The sequence below is a fragment of the Acetobacter oryzoeni genome (assembly GCF_004014775.2).
Lineage (GTDB): Bacteria > Pseudomonadota > Alphaproteobacteria > Acetobacterales > Acetobacteraceae > Acetobacter > Acetobacter oryzoeni.
In genome coordinates this window covers 2,281,719-2,300,625 of record NZ_CP042808.1, presented here as the reverse complement: position 1 = coordinate 2,300,625, position 18,907 = coordinate 2,281,719, and the positions used below count along the sequence as shown (strand labels likewise).

At 51.7% G+C, this 18,907-nt stretch carries 15 protein-coding genes; 8 read left to right on the top strand and 7 right to left on the bottom strand.

Going from position 1 to position 18,907, the window contains the following annotated elements:
* The first annotated feature begins 15 nt into the window (after nucleotides 1-15).
* The 5 genes from cobN to EOV40_RS10660 all read left to right on the top strand — a co-directional run bounded on the left by cobN (nucleotide 16) and on the right by EOV40_RS10660 (nucleotide 7,721).
* On the top strand, nucleotides 16-3,480 hold the full coding sequence (gene cobN / locus EOV40_RS10680; RefSeq protein WP_128105951.1) for a cobaltochelatase subunit CobN: 3,465 nt from the start codon (nucleotides 16-18) through the stop codon (nucleotides 3,478-3,480).
* Complete coding sequence (locus EOV40_RS10675; protein ID WP_128105950.1) at nucleotides 3,477-4,838, top strand: cobyrinate a,c-diamide synthase; 1,362 nt, start codon at nucleotides 3,477-3,479, stop codon at nucleotides 4,836-4,838. Before cobN ends, EOV40_RS10675 begins: the two co-directional genes overlap by 4 nt.
* 110 nt (nucleotides 4,839-4,948) lie before the next feature.
* Nucleotides 4,949-5,563 carry a histidine phosphatase family protein gene (locus EOV40_RS10670; RefSeq protein WP_128105949.1) on the top strand — a complete coding sequence of 205 codons (615 nt, stop codon included), beginning with the start codon at nucleotides 4,949-4,951 and terminating at the stop codon, nucleotides 5,561-5,563.
* A complete protein-coding gene (gene cobO, locus EOV40_RS10665; protein WP_128105948.1) occupies nucleotides 5,560-6,186 on the top strand; it encodes a cob(I)yrinic acid a,c-diamide adenosyltransferase in 627 nt (208 codons plus the stop codon). The genes EOV40_RS10670 and cobO overlap by 4 nt, the downstream gene beginning before the upstream one ends.
* A 14-nt stretch (nucleotides 6,187-6,200) precedes the next feature.
* Entirely contained in the window at nucleotides 6,201-7,721 is a 1,521-nt protein-coding gene (locus EOV40_RS10660) for a cobyric acid synthase (RefSeq protein WP_128106252.1), read from the top strand.
* A 14-nt stretch (nucleotides 7,722-7,735) separates the two neighbouring features.
* On the opposite strand, the gene bluB is transcribed toward EOV40_RS10660, so the two are convergent.
* Nucleotides 7,736-8,374 carry a 5,6-dimethylbenzimidazole synthase gene (bluB, locus tag EOV40_RS10655; RefSeq protein ID WP_128105947.1) on the bottom strand — a complete coding sequence of 213 codons (639 nt, stop codon included), beginning with the start codon at nucleotides 8,372-8,374 and terminating at the stop codon, nucleotides 7,736-7,738.
* Nucleotides 8,371-9,360 (bottom strand): adenosylcobinamide-phosphate synthase CbiB, encoded by a 990-nt coding sequence (gene cbiB, locus EOV40_RS10650; RefSeq protein ID WP_128105946.1) that lies wholly within the window; start codon nucleotides 9,358-9,360, stop codon nucleotides 8,371-8,373. Before cbiB ends, bluB begins: the two co-directional genes overlap by 4 nt.
* Here cbiB and cobD point away from each other — a divergent pair.
* On the top strand, nucleotides 9,359-10,477 hold the full coding sequence (cobD, locus tag EOV40_RS10645) for a threonine-phosphate decarboxylase CobD (protein WP_128105945.1): 1,119 nt from the start codon (nucleotides 9,359-9,361) through the stop codon (nucleotides 10,475-10,477). The genes cbiB and cobD overlap by 2 nt on opposite strands.
* On the opposite strand, the gene EOV40_RS10640 is transcribed toward cobD, so the two are convergent.
* The gene (locus EOV40_RS10640; protein ID WP_128105944.1) at nucleotides 10,474-11,307 is read right to left on the bottom strand and encodes an adenosylcobinamide-GDP ribazoletransferase; all 834 of its coding nucleotides are present in this window, start codon (nucleotides 11,305-11,307) and stop codon (nucleotides 10,474-10,476) included. The genes cobD and EOV40_RS10640 overlap by 4 nt on opposite strands.
* Nucleotides 11,304-12,353 carry a nicotinate-nucleotide--dimethylbenzimidazole phosphoribosyltransferase gene (gene cobT / locus EOV40_RS10635; RefSeq protein ID WP_128105943.1) on the bottom strand — a complete coding sequence of 350 codons (1,050 nt, stop codon included), beginning with the start codon at nucleotides 12,351-12,353 and terminating at the stop codon, nucleotides 11,304-11,306. The genes EOV40_RS10640 and cobT overlap by 4 nt, the downstream gene beginning before the upstream one ends.
* Nucleotides 12,354-12,414: 61 nt before the next feature.
* Here cobT and cobU point away from each other — a divergent pair, with 61 nt between their 5' ends.
* Nucleotides 12,415-12,969 carry a bifunctional adenosylcobinamide kinase/adenosylcobinamide-phosphate guanylyltransferase gene (gene cobU, locus EOV40_RS10630; RefSeq protein WP_050818513.1) on the top strand — a complete coding sequence of 185 codons (555 nt, stop codon included), beginning with the start codon at nucleotides 12,415-12,417 and terminating at the stop codon, nucleotides 12,967-12,969.
* 14 nt (nucleotides 12,970-12,983) lie between these two features.
* Here cobU and EOV40_RS10625 read toward each other — a convergent pair whose 3' ends face one another.
* Nucleotides 12,984-14,294, bottom strand: a complete 1,311-nt coding sequence (locus EOV40_RS10625) for an MFS transporter (RefSeq protein ID WP_196332586.1) — start codon at nucleotides 14,292-14,294, stop codon at nucleotides 12,984-12,986.
* Nucleotides 14,295-14,379: 85 nt separating this feature from the next.
* Here EOV40_RS10625 and EOV40_RS10620 point away from each other — a divergent pair, with 85 nt between their 5' ends.
* Nucleotides 14,380-15,834, top strand: a complete 1,455-nt coding sequence (locus tag EOV40_RS10620; protein WP_050818511.1) for an NAD-dependent succinate-semialdehyde dehydrogenase — start codon at nucleotides 14,380-14,382, stop codon at nucleotides 15,832-15,834.
* A 105-nt stretch (nucleotides 15,835-15,939) separates the two neighbouring features.
* On the opposite strand, the gene EOV40_RS10615 is transcribed toward EOV40_RS10620, so the two are convergent.
* Nucleotides 15,940-17,259, bottom strand: a complete 1,320-nt coding sequence (locus EOV40_RS10615; RefSeq protein ID WP_128105942.1) for a c-type cytochrome — start codon at nucleotides 17,257-17,259, stop codon at nucleotides 15,940-15,942.
* Nucleotides 17,252-18,889, bottom strand: coding sequence for a GMC family oxidoreductase (locus EOV40_RS10610; protein ID WP_128105941.1), 1,638 nt, complete (start codon nucleotides 18,887-18,889; stop codon nucleotides 17,252-17,254). The genes EOV40_RS10615 and EOV40_RS10610 overlap by 8 nt, the downstream gene beginning before the upstream one ends.
* Between the last annotated feature and the right edge of the window lie 18 nt (nucleotides 18,890-18,907).

Here is an 18,907-nt window from a genome sequence, read left to right as displayed (position 1 = left end):
GGACGGAGTGGGCTTATGCATCTCTTGGTGCGGGAAAACCGGACGCTTGATGAACAGGAAGTGGCGGAAGATCTTAACCTTCCTTCAGCTGATCTGATTGTACTTTCTTTTACAGAAAGCGATCTTCTGGCCCTGCGCCATGCAGAAGCTCTCTTACGTGCACAAACTGAAGGAAGCGCGTTGCGTCCTACCTTGCAGGTTACAAGTCTTGCACGGTTACGCCACCCTATGTCGATTGATCTGTATATTGAAACTACATTGCAAAAAGCGCGCTGTGTTGTCGTGCGGTTGCTGGGTGGTTTGGATTACTGGCGCTATGGGGCAGAAGAGTTGGCGGCATGGAGCCGTGAAACAGGTGTGCCGCTAACTTTGCTACCTGGTGATATTTTGCAAAGCCATAGCTCTGATGCGCAGCAACAAGTAGGACATATAGGAGGAGATAGGCGGCTGGCAGAACTTTCCACCGTTTCTGCTGAACATTACGCGCGCTTAAATGGTTTTTTCCAGCAAGGTGGCCCAGATAACATCTGTGCGGCATTAGGGCTCATGTCTGCTCTTGCGGGTATGCAGGAAGATAAGGGAACACAACCCAAAGCATTGCCTGCATGGGGTGTCTATCGTTCTTATTCTCCTGCCATAGCTCAGGCGCAACTCCAGATAAAAGCGATCATACTCCTGTATCGCGCGCATTTGCTGGTAGGGGATGTGGCAGGCCCGGAATCTCTGGCAGAAGAACTGGCACAACGTGGCTGCGCTGTAGAGATTGTGTATGTTACCTCTTTAAAGGATCCATCCGTTTCTAAAGATGTAAGCCATTACCTACAATCTGCAAAACCTGATGTTGTTCTGGATGCAACGTGCTTTTCTGCACGAAACCAGAATGGTTTTTCACCATTGGATGTGGCTGATGCGCCTATTCTGCAACTTTTGCAGCCGGGATGTACACAGGCTTTGTGGGAAGAAAGCCCACGTGGTCTGGCGCGGGCAGATATGGCCATGCAAGTGGTCTTGCCAGAGTTGGATGGTACAATTGCAACTTTTCCAATTTCTTTCAGAAAGGATGCTGAGCCCGGGCAGCCTGCGTTCAGAGATCCTTATAAACCAGGTATAAAGTTGGTGGCAGGCCGTGCAATTGCATGGGCTAGATTGCGGAAAATTCCACAACCAGACAAGAAAATATCTATTATTCTGTCTGATTATCCAGGCGCGGGGCTAGAAAAATCTGGAGCGCATATAGCGCATGCTGTGGGATTGGATGGTTTTGCATCTACATCTTCCATTCTCACATTCTTGCATCATGCAGGCTATAATATAGGAGCAGAAGATGCTCCTGATGCAAAAGCCCTTGCTTCTGCTTTGATTGATAGCTGCTCCAAGCCTGTTCTTGATACAAAGCTCTATCGTCAGCTTTTGGCAGATTTAGATCCGGCTTTTGTGCAATCTGTTTGTGCAGCATGGGGTGACCCTGAACAGGATGCCAATGTAAAAGATGGTGTTTTTTGCCTGCGTTACATTCAGCTAGGGAATATTTCTCTGGCTGTGCAACCAGACAGAGGGGCGGTGGCTGATCGTAAAGCCCTGTATCATGATCCTGATACACCGCCATGCCATGCATATGTTGCGTTTTACTTGTGGTTGCAGCATGTGAAAAAGCTCGATGCCATGGTGCATTTAGGTACGCATGGCACACTGGAATGGTTGCCCGGTAAGGCCGTGGCGTTATCTCCATCTTGTGGGCCAACCGTATTAACAGGTGATTTACCAGTTATTTACCCATTTATTGTTAATAATCCGGGCGAAGCTGCGGCTGCACGCCGGCGTTTGGGTGCGGTTATTATTGGCCATATGACGCCCCCTGTTATGCAGGCTGAACTTTCGGCAGAGGCGCAGGAACTCGAACGCCTGATTGATGAATATGCTGAGGCAGATGGGCTGGATCCTCGTCGCGGTGCTTTATTGCGTGCTGATATTCTGGATAAAGCCATACGCACGGGTATGCTGGCCGAAAGTGGTGTGCGCCCCGGAGAACTGGATGAAGCAGAAGCACTTGCACGGCTTGATGCTTATTTGTGCGATGTAAAAGATCTGCAAATTCGTGATGGCCTGCATGTTTTTGGCAAACCAGCTACACATTCCAAAAAACTGGTGCAAATTATTGCGCAGGCCTGTGGGCGGCAGGAAGATGCTGCTTTTACGTCTAAGGTCGCGCATAAAATCATGCAAAGTGGACAAGCAGAGGCTCAGGCGCTTCTTGCAGCATTAAGTGGGCGTTTTGTCGCACCTGGTCCAGCAGGAGCGCCAACCCGCGGGCGCGTAGATGTGCTGCCAACAGGGCGTAACCTGTTTACGGTGGACCCACGTGCATTGCCTACACCCTCTGCCATGGTGCTGGCCAAAAAAATGGAAAAACTGTTGCTGACAAGGCATTTGCAGGAACAGGGGGAACATCTAACGCATATTGTTATGGATATGTGGGGATCTGCCAGTTTACGTACGGGCGGTGAGGATATGGCGCTTGCCTTGCGCCTTATGGGGGTGGAAGTGCAGCGCACTGCCAGTACAGGGCATGTATGCGGGTTTGAAATTATTCCCTTGCCATTGCTGGACAGGCCAAGAGTGGACGTAACTTTGCGTGTTTCTGGCTTGTTTCGGGATGCTTTTGCAGATCAGATAGCCCTGTTTGATCAAGCTGTGACTGCTGTTGCCCAACGAAATGAACCGGCTGAATGGAACCCTTTGGCAGCTTCTGTCAAAGGGCTGGAAGGAGAGGCCCGAAAGCGTGCCACGGCCCGTATTTTTGGGGCTGCGGCTGGTAATTACGGCACAGGTGTTGAGGAACGCCTGAATACAGGCGCTTGGGACAATAAGCAGGAACTCGGAACAGCTTGGTTGGAAGGATCATCCTGGACATATGGTGGTGGCAGGGATGGCCAGCAGGATATGCAGGCGCTTTCCAATTTGGTTGGTCAGGCAGAAGCTGTGCTGCATGTGCAGGACAATGCAGAAACCGATATTTTAGAAAGCCCGGATATAGCTGCGCATGAAGGTGGTCTTTCTGCCGCCGCAGCTACATTAGGGGCAATGCCAACTATATTACATGGAGATACATCTCGGCCGGATATGCCCCGCTTACGTACAGCAGCGCAGGAAGTGGCGCGTATTGTGCGTGGCCGGTTGGCTAATCCGCAATGGATTTATGGCATGCAGCAGCACGGATACGCAGGGGCAGCGGAAATGGCGCGTGGGCTAGATGCGTTGCACGGATTTGCGGCTACGTTGCCCCAACGCTTTGATAGGCAATTTGATCTGGTTTTTGACCAAACCTTAGGTAACGCCGTGTGTGATGCATTTTTGAAACAGGAAAACCCAGCAGCACGAGAAGCAATGCGCGCACGTTTTGCCGATGCATGGCAAAGAGGCTTGTGGCATCCACGGGGAAATAGTGTGGCTTGTGTTTTGGATGAGGAAAACAAGGCATGAAGGCCCCTCGTATTATCATGGTTGCGGCCCCTCGCTCTGGTGGTGGCAAAACAACGGTTACGCTTGCATTGCTGGCAGCTTTTCAGCGCCGAGGGTTACGGGTTGGGGCCGTTAAAACTGGGCCGGATTATATAGATCCCGCTTTTCATGCCGCTATCACACATCGCCCACCTCTGAACTTGGATAGCTGGTGCATGCCTACAGATTTATTGGCTGGCATTATGGATGCCGCTGCCAAAGATGTAGATGTGGTTGTGGTGGAATCTGCCATGGGGTTGTTTGATGGATTGATGGCGCCAGAGGGTGCACGTGGCGCGCCTTCTGATATCGCAGCTCTATTTGGTATTCCTGTTTTGCTGGTGCTGGATGTTTCCGGACAGGGGCAATCTGTCGGGCCAATTGCACAGGGTTTTGCACGGTGGTCCGATGCTGTGCAGGTGCATGGTGTTGTACTAAACCGCGTTGCATCCGAACGGCATGAGCGTTTGGCGCGCTCTGCTGTGGCTATGGCGGATCTGCCTGTTTGTGGTGCCCTCCTGCGCCAAAAGGGTGAGGTATTGCCAGAACGGCACTTAGGGCTGGTGCAGGCGCGTGAGCACGGCAACCTCGCAGGGTGGTTATCTGACCTTGCAGATAAGGCAGAGCGTGAACTGGATTTGGATGCCATTTTAGAAGCGGCAGCGCCTTTGGCTGAGCGGAAAGTGGATCAGGTATCCATGGCAAAGGCGTGTATTCCTCCTCCGGGGCAACGCATTGCCGTGGCGGATGATGCCGCTTTTTCGTTTCTATATGGGCATCTTTCTTTATTCTGGCGGCAAGCTGGTGCGGAATTGATACCGTTTTCTCCCTTGGCCAATCAGGCCCCAGATACTTCTTGTGATGCTTGTTGGCTGCCCGGAGGATATCCGGAACTTTATGCAGGCCAAGTAGCGCAGGCAGAGCACTTTAAAAAAGGGTTGCAGGATTTTGCGCTTAAGCACCCAGTGCATGGGGAATGCGGAGGCTATATGGTTTTGGGCCGTGCGTTAGAAGATGCACAGGGGCAAATACATTCCATGACAGGTTTGTTAGGGCATGTAACATCTTTTGCACATCGGAAGCTGCATTTGGGCTATCGTGAAGCCACATTACTGGCAGATAACGTATTGGGTTGTGCAGGTACACGCTTGCGTGGGCATGAATTCCATTATGCTACAGTCACGGAAACAGGTGATGATGTGCCACTGGCTGATTTGGTAGCAGGTGATGGCACATCCCTTGGTGTATGTGGTGGTCAGCGTGGTTTGGTTTCCGGGTCATTCTTTCATGTTCTGGCGCGGTGTTCCAATCAGAAAATTTTGAACTCTTCCTATTTGTGAAAAGAGCATATGCAAAAACGAACGCGGAAATTTGTGTGATAACAAGGTATGCACAAAGTGCTCTGCCGTCCTGATAAAGCTGGGGCAGGCGGTGAGAAGGAGATATTGAAATGCGATCTTTTCCCGTGTTGCTGGTAAGGCATGCTCCTGTTCAGGTTGCACAGGGCGTTTGTTATGGCAGGCAGGATGTTGCTCTCAAACCTGGGTGGGAGAATATCGTTTCTGGGCTTTCTGTTCTTGCAAAAGGTGCTGTGTGCCAGGTTCTATACAGTTCTCCTGCGCAAAGATGTTGGCAGATGGCGCAGCGTTTGGCGCAAAGCGCAGGTATGGAATTGCGCGTGGATCATCGGTTGGCGGAATTGAATTTTGGTAGGTGGGAAGGTGTGCGTTGGCAGGATATAGACCGCACATTGCTGGATGAATGGGCACAGAATCCGGCAGGTTTTGCACCGCCAGAAGGTGAAAGTGGGCAAGATCTGCATCAGAGAATTCAAAGCTTTTGGCGCGAAGTGTGTCAGCGCGAAGAAAATGTATGTGTTTTATCGCATGGGGGTCCGCTAAGGCTGCTTAGCGCCTTTGCAGGCGGCTATAAACCGCAGCTTCTTGCACCTTCTATGCCGCAGGGGTTTGCGCGCTTGTTCATGGTAGGTGACAAGAGCAACTTGAATTCAACTGAAGCAGATTTTCACAAACATCATAAAAAGAAAGAACCGTGCCAGGTATGACAACTTCGCAAAAGCCAGCATCAGCACAGGATGCAGAGCATCACCGTACCAAAATGCAAAAACGCAAAGCTGTGCAAGATAAAGAAGTTGCCAGCAAGATAGTGGAAAAAGGCCTGTTGATTGTAAATACAGGTGCCGGAAAAGGAAAATCTACTGCAGCGTTTGGTCTGGCTTTGCGGATGCTCGGCTATGGGCGGCGTGTTGTTGTGATCCAGTTTATCAAGGGGGCTTGGCATACGGGGGAGCGCAAGGCGCTGGAGCGATTTGAAGATCTGGTGGAATGGCACGCTCTGGGTGAAGGTTTTACATGGGAAACGCAGGATAAAGCGCGAGATATTGCTGCGTGCCAGCGTGCATGGCGTGTTGCACAGCAAACACTGGCAAACCCGGATGTTGGGTTGGTTATTCTGGATGAGCTAAACATTGCACTCAGATATGATTACCTGCCTATAGAACAGGTGTTGGCAGATATTTCCGCACGCCCGGCAAACCAGCATGTTGCCGTAACAGGCCGTAATGCCAAGGAAGCCATGCTGGAAGCAGCAGATTTGGTAACAGAAATGACATTGGTGAAACACCATTTCAAAGCAGGCGTAAAAGCGCAGGAAGGTATAGAGTTTTGAGTGCTCGCGTTCTGATGGTGCAGGGCACCGGGTCCAGCGTAGGCAAATCTACACTTGTTGCAGGTCTTGCGCGGGCTTTTACGCGGCGCGGTCTGAGAGTGTTACCTTTTAAGCCGCAGAACATGTCCAATAATGCTGCAGTAACATGGGATGGTGGTGAAATTGGGCGTGCTCAGGCTTTGCAGGCGCGTGCCTGTGGTGTGCCTGCAAGCGTGGATATGAATCCTGTTTTGCTCAAACCACAAGGGGAAACAGGCGCGCAGCTTGTTGTGCAAGGGCGTATTGAAGAAACAGTGCAAGCGCGGGATTATCAGAGCCGAAAAGCATTTTTAATGCCGGCTGTTTTACAAAGTTTTTCCAAACTTGCGGCCAAGGCAGAACTGGTTTTGGTAGAAGGTGCTGGGTCTGCTTCTGAAGTCAATTTACGAGCGCATGATATTGCCAATATGGGGTTTGCAGAAGCTGTAAATGCACCGGTTGTACTTGTGGGGGATATAGATAGAGGCGGAGTGATTGCCAGCCTTGTTGGCACACAGGTTGTTGTAAGTCAGGAAGATGCCCAACGTATTAAAGGGTTTATTGTAAACCGTATGCGGGGTGATCCAACATTATTTGCTTCTGGGATGCAGTTTATTGCTGAACGCACAGGATGGCAGCCATTAGGGCTTGTACCGGATTTGCCAAAAGTGAGGAGCCTGCCAGCAGAAGATGCTGCGGATCTGGATGAAAAACTTGCGTATGCAGAAAAGAATTCAAAAACAAAATTAAATCAAAATACTTCGTTGCGTGTTGTTGTGCCTCTTTTGCCGATGATCGCGAACTTTGATGATTTAGACCCACTTTATGCAGAACCAGGTGTGCACCTTATTCCGGTTAAACGTGGGCAGATTTTGCCAGAATGTGATCTGATTATATTGCCCGGATCAAAAGCAACCCTATCTGATCTTGCCTGTTTGAAAGAGCAGGGGTGGGACAAGCAGATTGCAGAACACGTAGCTAATGGCGGCTATGTGATGGGGATTTGTGGTGGTTACCAGATGTTGGGTAAGACTGTTGCTGATCCTTATGGAACAGAAGGAGCAGTAGGGCAGACGGAAGGCTTGGGGCTGTTAAAAATTGATACAGTTTTAAGCCGAGATAAAAGTCTGGAACACAAGGAAGGAAAGCTGGCAATAGAAGGTCGTAAAGTTGCTGGATATGAAATGCATGTAGGGCAAACAACAGGCCCTGATTGTCAAAACCCATTGATTTATTTGGATAACCAACCCGAAGGTGCCGTTTCTACCAATGGGCATGTATGGGGCACCTATTTGCACGGTATTTTCAACCATCGCGCCGCACGTATGGCTTTGCTGGCACGTATAGGTGGGGCTGCATTTCAGCCAAATGGCGTATGGAATACAGCTGGCGCAGATTTGCCTATGTGCCATGATCAAAGTGTCGAACAGGCATTGGATGCGTTAGCTGATCATCTGGAACAACATATTGATCTTGATGCCGTGTTGCGGCTGGCCTCTGTGCCAACTGGTATTTGATAAAATGACATGCCTTAACGTTGAATCCACCGCCTTCGGGCTGGGTTGCGTTGTTCCCACCCGCGGCGTTCCAGTTCAGGTGTGTTGGCATGTTGTTCAGGAAAGCCAACACATAGATAGGCTAGAAACTGCCAATTAGGTTCAACACTTAAAGCAGCATGTGCTTCTTGCGGGTTAAGAATGGAAACCCATCCTACCCCAACACTGCGTGCAGTGGCAGCCAACCAAAAAGTATGAATGGCCATAACAGCAGACCATGTGGTGGTTTGCGGCATAGTGGCCCGGCCGAGCCCACGCCCCTGTTTGGGGTTGGTTTCACAAAATACAGCAATATGGTGGGGAGCATCATCCAACCCGGCAAGTTTTAGCCGAGCATAGCGTTCCGCATCTTTTCCTTCGCGCCCTTCCAGCTCCTGCGTATTGCTGCGCATAAAGTTCTGGCGGATAGCATCGCGGCGGCGAGAATCATTTACCAGCACAAAGCGCCATGGTTCACTCAACCCGACTGAGGGTGCCAAGCAAGCCGTTTCCAGCAGTTCATCCAGGACGGGCGTTGGGAGGGGTGTTGTGCGAAAATGCCTTACATCTCGCCGCCATATAAGCAGTTGCTCTAATTGGTTCTGAAAAGAAGGTGAGAAAAAAGGTGCTGTCATGGCTTTATCATGCAGCCAATAGCGGCTAGCAGCAACCCACCTATCAGAATACCACACGCTCTGCGGTAAAGGGTAAGGCCGTGTTCCAAATCATGCAGGGTAGCAGTTGTGGTGCCTTCTCCAATCCACCCATCATCTACTATGGTGCCTGCATAATTGCGGGGGCCACCAAATTTCACGCCAAGAGCCGTGGCTAGAGCTGTTTCTGGCCATCCTGCATTGGGGGAGCGATGGCGGCTCGCATCTCGCCAAATGGCGGCCCAGATTGTGCGCCAGTGTGTTGGGGGGCTGGAAAGGAGAATACACAATGCGGCCAAGCGGGAAGCAGGCAGGTTAATCAGATCATCCATTTTGGCAGCAGCCATGCCAAATGCTGCATAACGAGGGTTAAGGTGGCCGATCATGCTGTCTGCCGTGTTAACGGCTTTATAAAAGACAGTTCCGGGCAAGCCGAGTAATGCCGTCCACAATAAAGGGGCAACAATGCCGTCGGAAAAGTTTTCTGCCAGACTTTCCAAGGCTGCACGCACAACGCCGGTTTCATCCAGCACAGATGTATCGCGCCCCACAATTTGGCTTACCGCATTGCGTCCGCCTTCCACTCCATTGTGTTGAAGTGCCGTGGCAACTGCTTTGACATGCACCCATAAAGACTTCTGAGCCACCAGTGTGCATGCGGCTACAGCCTGCACACCAAGCATAAAAGTTGCAGGTAAAAGCATATAACCAATATGGAGGATCAGTACCGTCAGCCCGACAGGAATACCAACAAGCAGCAAAAGCGTGAACAAACCGGATATCCGGCGTGCGGTATCTGACCATTCAGGCCGGTTGAACGTCTGCTCCAGCCTGTTTATCAAGAAGCCAATCCACACAACAGGGTGGCTTATTGTAGCAAACAGCGGTGCAGGATATCCGCATAAAGCTTCTAGCCCCGCAGCTATAGCGGCAACGGGTAGGGTTGTAGAAAAAGGATAAAGCAGCATGGCAGATGCAGGCGTGCGGGAAAAGCGGCAAGAAGGCAAGGGGTATCCGCTGCAACAGGCATCTGCAGTTTCTGTGTCGCCTGCAAAAACATCATCAGCACCAAGCTATATCCCTGTACATGGCGGGCAAGTGCAAAAAATTATGCAGATGTTTGCAGATGCACCGCAACCATTTGTAGACCTTTCTACAGGGATCAGTCCCTTTGCTTACCCAGCAAAATTGCCCGATCTATTTGCTTTGCACACATTACCAGAAGAGGCAGAAGAAGCGGCGTTACAGCATGCTGCTGCTACAGCTTATGGCGTTTCTGACGCCCGCATGGTGGTTGCTGGTGGAGGAAGCCAGAGCCTGATTGCTTTGTTGCCAAGGGTGTTGAAGGCAGAACGGGCCTGCATATTGGGGCCAACGTATTCCGGGCATGTGCAGGCATGGAAGCAGAACGGCATTTCAGTTTCAGAAGTATCTGATTTTGCTGATCTACAATTGGCAGCACAGCAAAAGAATACGGTCTGCGTTGTATGTAACCCCAATAATCCTGATGGGCGTTTGATACAGGCTTCGCATCTGCTTGATTTGGCTCATACCTGTCAGACTGCGGGAAGTTGGTTGGTGGTGGATGAGGCTTTTGCAGATATTACTGGCCAAAGTGTTGCGTTTGCATTGCCGCACCCTGCGTTGCTTGTTTTACGTTCTTTTGGCAAAACATATGGGTTGCCGGGGGTTAGGCTGGGGTTTTTGTTGGCTCAACCTAGCATAGCCGCATATGCGCGGGATCTGTTGGGATCATGGCCTGTGAGCACCATTGGGTTGTCAGTTGGATGCCAAGCCCTGCAGGATAGAGAATGGTTAAGGCAGGCTTCAATTAAACTGCGTACTGCAAGTTCTCGTTTAAAAAAATTACTGACCAAAGCAGGATTAAATCACAAAGGCCAAGCTGTTTTGTTTGAGCTGGTAGAATGCGAACAGGCCACAGATTTATGGCAGCATCTTTGCCAGAAAGGAATTGTAACCCGGATTTTCCCGTACAATGCCCAGTGGCTGCGCATGGGCTTGCCTGCATCCGAACAGCAATGGCACAGGTTGGAAGAAGCTTTGCAGGATTGGTGTGCACTTTAATAAAAAAGCGCTGATAATACCGTCATAATTACACATTCTGTAATAACAGCACAGGCTCCTAGAATATCACCTGTATAGCCACCAAGTTTGCGTTTTGCATATTGGGCTATCAGTAAGGCGATAGCCAAAGCCAGTAAAAGAGGAAGTGCTATAAATGTTAGTACATATGCCGTTGTAAGCGGGACGGGTATTAAAAATACTGTCAGCAAAGTGCTAAGACAGATTGAGCCCACTATAGCGATTGTTAGATTGTTGCGTGGCAAGGGGTAAAGCGATCGTGCCAGACCATCAGGCCGGGCCGGTGGAACTGTTTTTGTAACAACCAAAAACGCGCCACGTGCCAAACATCCAGCAAGCCCACATATTAGGCAAGCCAGCGCGATGGAATGTATGGATGAAAGCACGCCCGCGCGTATCAAAATTGCCAAACACAAAGCCAGCACCCCGTAACTGCCAATGCGGCTATCACGCATGATCTCCAGCTTGCGCTCAGGGGTTATGCCACCAGAACTATCGGCGGTATCGGCAAATCCATCTTCATGTAAGCCGCCTGTTATAAGAACTTGCGCTCCTAACGCTATGCCTGCTGCTGCAAGGGGCGGAATGTGGCTCAGTTGTAATGTTGCGGACAGTCCACCGGTAAATACTCCAATGCCCATGCCAACAAGAGGCCAGCACCAGATAGATTGCGCCAAGGGCCAAGAAGCAGAACTATTTTGGTAAGCAGCAGGTAACAGCCAGTTCACAGGTATGCGGGTAAGAAGCCCAACCCCACAGGCCAAATGCAACCGTAATCTACCTAATATGGAAAGGGAGCCAGAAGAGGTCATGTTTTCTGGCTTACAGCGGCTTCTGCAAAAGTAGCCATACCTGTGTGGCAGGCGAGTGCAGCACGTAAAATGGAAACAGCGAGAGCAGCGCCTGAGCCTTCCCCCAACCTGAGCCCTAATCCCAAAAGAGGTTCTAATTTAAGGTAGGAGGCAAGGCGATGCGTTTGTCCTGTTGTGGTAGCGCAGTGCGAAAGGCAGGTATGGGCCAGTCCATCGGGATGTAACCGCGCAAGAGGTGCAGCGGCTGCCGTACAAACAAAGCCATCTAGCAGCACGGGTACGTTTTTATGCCTGGCCGCCAATGTGGCGCCCAATATGGCTGCCAGTTCGTATCCACCAACACAACGTGCGGTTTCCAATGGATCAGAAGATGCGTGCTGATGCAGGGTAAGTGCTGCGTCAATAACAGTTGCTTTGCGCTTTAACCCTGCATCATCTGCACCGGTTCCGCGCCCGGCCCAGATAATGCCGCTTTCCTTAAATAAGGCTGCGGCCAAAGCTGCTGCGGTTGTGGTGTTTCCAATGCCCATTTCACCCAGGCACAGTAGATCGCAGTCAGATGGAACAGCATTGTAGCCAAGCGTGACAGCTTGCAAGAAATCCTGCTCTGTCATGGCAGCTGCATGCGTAAAATCTGCTGTAGGTTGCAGATCATGCACAGGAATAACGTGCAAGGATGCCTCAACCGTTCTGGCGATCTGGTTGATAGCAGCCCCTCCGTTACGGAAATTACTGACCATTTGAGCTGTAACATCAGAAGGCCAAGGAGAGATTCCTTGCCGCGTTACTCCGTGGTTGCCTGCAAAAACCAAGACCTGCACATTTTCCAGTTGTGGTGTGGCACGTTGCTGCCACCCACCTAGCCAGCTTGTCAGTTCTTCAAGGCGGCCAAGGCTACCTTCGGGCTTGGTAAGCTGCAGCTCACGCTGTGCAATGGCGTTTTGGGCAGCCTTATCTGCTTGCGGTAAATTGCTACATAGGTTTCTGAGTTCCTGCATGGAACTAAGGCAGAGCGGCGCGTTAGAAAAAGAAGGAGATGCTGGCATATCGTTGATTTTGTGATGTTATAAGGATGTAAGCAAACAAAAATGGTGAGGCGCATATAGCATGAGTGTTCTATCTCTCAATCCAACAGAAACAGGGACGCAGGGCACTGTTCTGATTTTGGGGGGCGCCCGTTCAGGAAAGAGTGGTTTAGCTGAAGCAATGCTAACTGCCTTGCCATCTCCTTGGATCTATCTGGCAACAGGTCGAGCGTTTGATGCAGAAATGCAGGAACGGATTGAGCACCACAAGGCCAGCCGCACAGAACAGGGATGGCAAACGGTTGAAGAGCCATTTGACATTGCATGGGTGTTAAAAACCTATGCGCATTTGCCTGTATTGGTGGATTGCCTGACCTTGTGGGTGACCAACATGTTGCTGGATGACCAAAATATTGAGGAAGCAACACACCGCCTGCTGGAAGTGTTGCCAGAGCGCTTAGCCCCCACCATTCTTGTAGGCAATGAAGTGGGGCTGGGAATTGTGCCAGAAAATGCTTTGGCCCGCCGCTTTAGGGATGAGGCAGGGCGCCTGCACCAGCGAATAGCGGCGCAGGCAGGGCAGGTTGTGTTTGTGGCAGCCGGGCTGCCATTAGTGCTTAAGGGGAAAGCCTTATAGGCATTAGCTCCCTATCAGCTTTCGGATTCTGAATGATCATGCAGCACGCGGGGGAAGGCAACGGGGCTGCATAGCCCTAATGCTGTGGCCATTATAACAATGCCAACAGCCATGGGCGGCAGGACGGAAAGTCCGGCGGTATTTAAAATCATGCCGCCAGCGGCAGACCCGAACAGAATACCCACATTGCTGCTGGCGTTTACGGCTGCACCGGCAATATCAGCCGTTGTGGCGCGACTGCGAATAGCACCAGACATAATAACCGGAATAAGTGCGGCGTAACCTGCGCACCACAAGCCTACAGCAGCAACAGCGCTCCACCCACTAAGGAGAGAACCGCAGAGCGAGCCCATACCGCACGCGGTAATTAGGCCAGCTACCAGCAACCCGAGTGCTGGTCTGGAATCCACCATCTGTCCGGCAGCCCATAATCCAAGAATACTCACGCCACCTGTAATCAACAGGGCGATACTCAGCGCGCTTTCTGGCAACCCATGAGACATCAGCAATGGTGAAACATAGGTGTACAAAAGGTTATGCCCCAGAAAGAACAACGTGTTTACGGCAATCACCACCGCAAAAACCCGCGCAACACCTGGTGTACGGAATGAAGGAAGATGCACGGAACTGGAAGATGCTTCGACCTTGGGCAGAAAAAACGCGATGCATACGGTGAGAATAGCGGCCAACCCCGTAACCACCATCATGGAAACCCGCCAGCCTGCCAGTTGTCCAATAGCGGCAGTGCCGGGTACCCCCAGAACAGACCCCAAAGATGTGCCGCCAAATACAAAGGAAATGGCGCGTCCTGTCATGCGAGGGGGAACCAGATGCGCTGCATAAGCAGAAACAATGGACATCATAAGCGCATGGGCAGCCCCGCCCACGGCACGGCCTAAGCACAAAATGGCAAAGGTGGGCGCCAAAGCGGCAATGAGATTAGACGCGATATAGCCAATCAGAGCCCACAGCATGAGTGTCTTGCGGTTGATTTTAGCTGTAAGAATGGTGAGCGGCACCGCCGCCAGCGCCACAACCAGCGCATATGCACTGACTGCCAGACCGGCTTTACCTTCTGTGATATGGAAGGAATTTGCCATATCTATCAGCAACCCTACGGGGGCAACTTCGCTGGTAATGGCCGTAAAAGTGGCAGCAAACAAGGCGCACAGCCCGATGATTGTCTGACCGGACAGGGTTTTGAAAAGCATGGGCTTTCTACTGATACAACTGAGGGTTTGAGGGATAATAGCCCTGCCGGATGGAACTGAGCCGGGCAGGAAGCCATTATGCGCTGGGGTGTATAGACCTCTTTTTTCTTGCATGGCAGTACATAAAATGGTGTCAGCAAAAAAAATCCGGACAAAGGCTCCATGGTGGATGTCTGCCCGTTCTGCTTGAGAGATGTAGATGTCAGAAAAAGAAATACGCACGCAGCTGTTGGTGGCCGGGAAATGGCAAGATGCGGCAGATGGTCGTACCATTCCAGTAACCAATCCGGCTACGGGTCAGGTTATTGGGCAGGTAGCCCATGCTTCCAAGGCTGATCTAGAAAAAGTGGTTGCGGGTGCGCAGGTAGGTTACCAGGCATGGCGTAACCTTACGGCGTGGGATCGCTTTGTGATTATGCGCAAGGCGGCAGATCTGCTGCGTGAACGGGCAGAGCAGATTGGCCGTATTATGAGTGAGGAACAGGGCAAACCTCTTGCTCAGGCAATTATCGAAATTCAGGGCGCTGCCGGTGTTATTGAATATTTCGGTGAAGAAGGCCGCCGCCTGAACGATGAACTGGTGCCACCGCGTGCGCCTTATGTGGAACAGCGCGTGTTGCACCGCCCTGTAGGTGTTGTGGCTGCCTTTACACCGTGGAACTTCCCCATCAACCAGATTGCCCGCAAGCTGGGCGCCGCTTTGGGTGCAGGGTGTGGGGTTATTGTAAAGGCCCCGGAAGATACGCCCGCTTCTCCGGCAGAGCTGATCCGGTGCTTCTGTGATGCCGGCATTCCGGCAGGTGCAGTTTCTCTGGTGTATGGTGTGCCAGCAGAAATTTCTGAGTATCTGATTGCTCACCCCGTTGTGCGTAAGATTTCCTTCACGGGTTCTACACCTGTAGGCAAGCATCTGGCAGCATTGGCTGGTGCGCAGATGAAGCCAGTAACCATGGAACTCGGTGGCCACGGCCCGGTTATTGTGTGCCCGGATGCAGATCTGGATGCTGCTGCCGAACGTCTGGCAGCAGCCAAGTTTCGCAATGCCGGGCAGGTGTGCATTGCTCCCACACGTTTCCTTTTACACAAGGAAATTGCAGCGCCATTTATTGAAAAATTCAAAGCTCAGATGAGCGCGCTTAAGATCGGCAATGGTCTGGATGAAGGCGTGACCATGGGGCCATTGGTGAATGAGCGCCGTGTGAAGGCATTGACCGAACTGGTGGCTGATGCCCGCCAGAAAGGTGCGGAGCTGTGGCAGCCCGATATTTCCATGCCAAATGAAGGATGCTTCTTCCCACCCACGTTGGTGTTGAAGCCAACGCTAGAAATGCGGGTGATGCAGGAAGAACCTTTTGGCCCGATTGCCATTATGGATGAGTATTCTGATCTGGCTGATGCAGTAACGGAAGCCAACCGTTTGCCATATGGTTTGGCAGCTTATGTTTACACACGTTGTGAACGCACGGAACGCTTGCTGGGTGAAAAGCTGGAAGCCGGCATGGTTGCCGTTAATCATCATGGCATTGGTGTGCCGGAAGTGCCGTTTGGTGGCATGAAAGATTCCGGCTATGGCACGGAAGGTGGGCCAGAAGCCCTAAAGGCACATACCATTACACGCTTGGTATCTGCTCTTCATGAAAAGCCTTCTTTCTAAGGTTTCAGTCTTCGTTCTGAAGATCATGTAAAAAGGGCGGAGGGGTTTTAAACCCCTCCGCCCTTTTTGTTGTGTGGTGCAACCACCTTGTATGTGGGGTGGCTGTTATTTGTCTTTATGGAACTGCGCAACCTGATCTGCTGTTACGTGTGGGTCTCCACTGCCAAAGGTTGCCATCACATAATTCACGATCTTGGCAATCTCATCATCACTCAAACGTTGCACGTCTGAATGCCCGCTAAAGTCAGGCATAGAGACATCGCCTGCTTCGGTTTTACGCTGCACCCCGTGCAGAATGGTCATGATAAGATTGTCTGGCCGTGCGCTGCCCACAGTGGAGTTGTGGAACAGTGAAGGTGCGTATTGGTCCTTCGTGCCCATACCAGTCTGGCCGTGGCAGGCTGCGCAGTTGGCATCATACGCGTGTTGTCCATCCATCTCGGTCAGATCATCAATGCGGGTAGGGGCACTCTGGCGGATGTCCAGCGCTTCGGTGGCTTTGCCAAAGCTATCTCGTGCCTGATGTTCCATATCATCATCCATAGCTGGCACTTGATGAATATAAGTGGCTATGGCGTGCAGGTCCTGATCTGTCAGATGGCTAGTGCTATGTTCCACGGCTTCTGCCATGGGGCCTGCTGCCTGCGCGTGGCCATTGGCGTGGCCTGTTTTCAGGTAGGCAACAATATCGTCTTCGCTCCAGTTGCCGATACCGCCGGTTTTGCTGGAGGTAATGTTGGGAGCATACCATCCATCTAGAGAAGTGCCGGCCAGATATCTGTCCTGCTTTTCACTTAGCATGAAGTTACGGGGGGTATGGCAGGTGCCGCAATGTTCCAGCGCATTGGTAAGATACTTACCCCGGCGTAGCGGATTATATGTGCTGGAATCCCCGCTTTCTGGTTCTTCCTTGGTGGTTACAAAGTTCCATGCCGCCATTGCGCTACGCATATTGGCAGGAAACACCAATGTTGTTTCTGCTGGGGCGCTGGCTACTGGTTTTACGCTGTGCATGAACCACACATAAAGTGCATGCACATCTTGGTCTGTCATACCTGCGTAAGAAACATAAGGCATAACAGGGTACAGGTAAGCACCATCTTTGCGCACACCGTGGCGTACGGCCTGTTCAAAGTCCTGCTCTGTGTATTTGCCAATGCCGTGGTCTGGGTCCGGCGTGATGTTGGTGGAAATCACATCACCCATAGGTGTTGCAATTTTTAGGCCTCCAGCAAAAGGCTGCGAACCGGGTTTGGTGTGGCAGGCAATACAATCTGACGCAGTGGCAATATAGGCACCACGATCCAGCACCGCCTGATCTGGAGCAGCATCTTCTGCATGCACAGGTGTCTGGCCAAGGGCACAGACACCAATGACCGTGCTTGCTGAAAGAAGGACGCGCAAGGTTTTGGAAAAATCAGGCATGAGCAAGTTCTTTTTTCAGCGTATCGGCAACACGTAGCGCCAAGGCGGCTACAGTCAGGGTGATGTTGCCGGTGCCAACGGTTGAGAAAACCGAGGAACTGGCAATAAACAGGTTGTCATGGTCATGCGTCCGGCAATGGCCATCCACTACGGAATCCTTGGGGTCCGTGCCCATAATGGTGCTGCCTGCGGGATGATCCTGCGGGAAGTAGCCCGGTGTCCACTGTTCATCCGTGCCGTGCATCAGCTTGATAAGGTTACGGAAAACGTAGCGCGTGTGTTCACAACTGCGCACGGTATATTCGGGCAGCTTGTAATACACTTCCGGGTGCGGGATCCCCAGAATATCCTTATGATCCTTGCTGAGTGTGAGGCGGTTATTGGGGTCTGGCAGTGCTTCGTTATGGCTGAACAGGCGCACTGTGTGCGAAGCCAGATAGCGGATTTGTTCTTCCAGTTCCCGGCCAACGTAACCTTTGGAAATTGCCAGCTGGGTGGCCAGATCTACCTGGTTATCATCCACCATATGTACAAGATAGGCGCCACGATCCGTGCGCCAGTTTCCATCACGGAAATTGTCAATCACGTTCGTTTCCAGCGGTCCACGGCCCGGCCACAAGGCTTGGTCACCACTGATAAAGGTTACCTGCACGCCTGTATGGTCCATCATGTTGCGGCCTACATGGCCGGAACTGTTGGCAACACCATCTGGGCTTTGCTCATCGGCAGAAAGCAGCAGCAGTTTGGCTGTTTCAATGCAGTGCGCGGCAATAACAAAATATTTGCCCGTTACGCGGTGAGACCCTTTGTCGGGGTCAAAGTAATGTACGGCGGTTACGCGCTTGTTCGCGCTGTCTCGCTCAATCTTATACACTACAGCGTTGGGAATAAACTTAGCCCCGGCGGCTTCTGCATGGTAAACAGAATAACTGCCGTTATACATGGCCCCAATAGGGCAGATAGGCATGCAGTTATTATGCCCTTCACATGTTGGGCGGCTATCATACGGGCGGGTGTTACGGGCCTGTGGTTCATGCACCACGCGCCACGGCGTTTTTTCCTGAATCAGCTTACGGAACTGCTGCGCAGCGTAGGAAATGGGCAGCGCATCCATAGGATAAGGCTGTTTGCGGGGGGACCCAAGATCTTCCACCGCAGGATCTGGCCCACAAACCCCCATTATGACTTCTGCCTGATAGTAAAAGGGTTCCAGATCATCATATGTCAAAGCCCAATCGCGGCCCTGACCGTAACGTGTTTTCAGTTCAAAGTCTGATGGCAGATAGCGCCAGGCACAACCTGCCCAGTGCCATGTGGTGCCGCCCATCATGCGCAGGTAAACCTGCTGATAGGCTTCGGCATTCGGGCCGGTGGTGTGCAGGTAATCGTTCGGGGTTTGCTGATCAGGCGGATGCCGTGCCCAAGGTACGGCCGGGAAGGGCCCCTGGTAGGACGGTTTGTTTTCCAGATTGCGGAAGTTTTCCACAAAATGCTGGCGGTCAACGCGCGGGCCAGCTTCCAGCACAATGACGGAAATACCGGCACGTGCCAGTTCATTGGCAATAGAGCTGCCTGCAACGCCTGATCCTACGATCACAACGTCGGCTGAAAGATTTTCTTCGGAGGGCATAAGGCGGGGTATCCCGTA

Bases quoted from the DNA above. Each gene is read 5' to 3' on its own strand.
- cobN (WP_128105951.1), top strand. From the start codon at position 16: ATGCATCTCTTGGTGCGGGAAAACCGGACGCTTGATGAACAGGAAGTG.
- EOV40_RS10625 (WP_196332586.1), bottom strand. From the start codon at position 14,294: ATGCAAGAAAAAAGAGGTCTATACACCCCAGCGCATAATGGCTTCCTG.
- bluB (WP_128105947.1), bottom strand. From the start codon at position 8,374: ATGACAGCACCTTTTTTCTCACCTTCTTTTCAGAACCAATTAGAGCAA.
- cobD (WP_128105945.1), top strand. From the start codon at position 9,359: ATGGCAGATGCAGGCGTGCGGGAAAAGCGGCAAGAAGGCAAGGGGTAT.
- EOV40_RS10670 (WP_128105949.1), top strand. From the start codon at position 4,949: ATGCGATCTTTTCCCGTGTTGCTGGTAAGGCATGCTCCTGTTCAGGTT.
- EOV40_RS10675 (WP_128105950.1), top strand. From the start codon at position 3,477: ATGAAGGCCCCTCGTATTATCATGGTTGCGGCCCCTCGCTCTGGTGGT.
- EOV40_RS10615 (WP_128105942.1), bottom strand. From the start codon at position 17,259: ATGCCTGATTTTTCCAAAACCTTGCGCGTCCTTCTTTCAGCAAGCACG.
- cobT (WP_128105943.1), bottom strand. From the start codon at position 12,353: ATGCCAGCATCTCCTTCTTTTTCTAACGCGCCGCTCTGCCTTAGTTCC.
- cobU (WP_050818513.1), top strand. From the start codon at position 12,415: ATGAGTGTTCTATCTCTCAATCCAACAGAAACAGGGACGCAGGGCACT.
- cbiB (WP_128105946.1), bottom strand. From the start codon at position 9,360: ATGCTGCTTTATCCTTTTTCTACAACCCTACCCGTTGCCGCTATAGCT.
- EOV40_RS10640 (WP_128105944.1), bottom strand. From the start codon at position 11,307: ATGACCTCTTCTGGCTCCCTTTCCATATTAGGTAGATTACGGTTGCAT.
- EOV40_RS10660 (WP_128106252.1), top strand. From the start codon at position 6,201: ATGGTGCAGGGCACCGGGTCCAGCGTAGGCAAATCTACACTTGTTGCA.
- EOV40_RS10620 (WP_050818511.1), top strand. From the start codon at position 14,380: ATGTCAGAAAAAGAAATACGCACGCAGCTGTTGGTGGCCGGGAAATGG.
- cobO (WP_128105948.1), top strand. From the start codon at position 5,560: ATGACAACTTCGCAAAAGCCAGCATCAGCACAGGATGCAGAGCATCAC.
- EOV40_RS10610 (WP_128105941.1), bottom strand. From the start codon at position 18,889: ATGCCCTCCGAAGAAAATCTTTCAGCCGACGTTGTGATCGTAGGATCA.